This is a genomic window from Thermococcus sp. Bubb.Bath, assembly GCF_012027595.1.
GTDB lineage: Archaea > Methanobacteriota_B > Thermococci > Thermococcales > Thermococcaceae > Thermococcus.
In genome coordinates this window covers 1-398 of the sequence record NZ_SNUR01000060.1, presented here as the reverse complement: position 1 = coordinate 398, position 398 = coordinate 1, and the positions used below count along the sequence as shown (strand labels likewise).

Here is a 398-nt window from a genome sequence, read left to right as displayed (position 1 = left end):
TTGCCTCCTTTATCAGCTCGATGCTCTCAACGATGTATTCAACGTTCACTTCCCACACCTATAATAGGCTGGGAAGACAATGAAATAAACTTTTCCCAGAGGGGGACGGAGAAGAGAGCTGAAATAATCAAAGGAAAGGGCTGGATGCCGGGTTCTATCCCGGAGGAAGTTGCGCCACGAACGTGGTATCATGGAGTGAGGTCCATTGGTCTGAGCTCCTCAAGCATGTACTTGGCGAGCTTTACCGTGAGGTCGATGTCCCTAAGGTCAGCGGTCTCGACCTGGCTGTGCATGTAGCGTATCGGTATGCTCAGAACTGCAGTGGCAACACCCTCGCGGTTGATCTGCATTATATTGGCGTCCGTTCCTGTTGGTCTCGGACTGGCCTCAACCTGAAG

1 pseudogene is annotated in these 398 nt (G+C 51.8%); it reads right to left on the bottom strand.

Features of this window, described 5'->3' with window-relative positions:
* Positions 1-188 precede the first annotated feature (188 nt).
* Positions 189-398 (bottom strand): annotated as a pseudogene (locus E3E29_RS11505) (M42 family metallopeptidase); the annotation flags it as partial.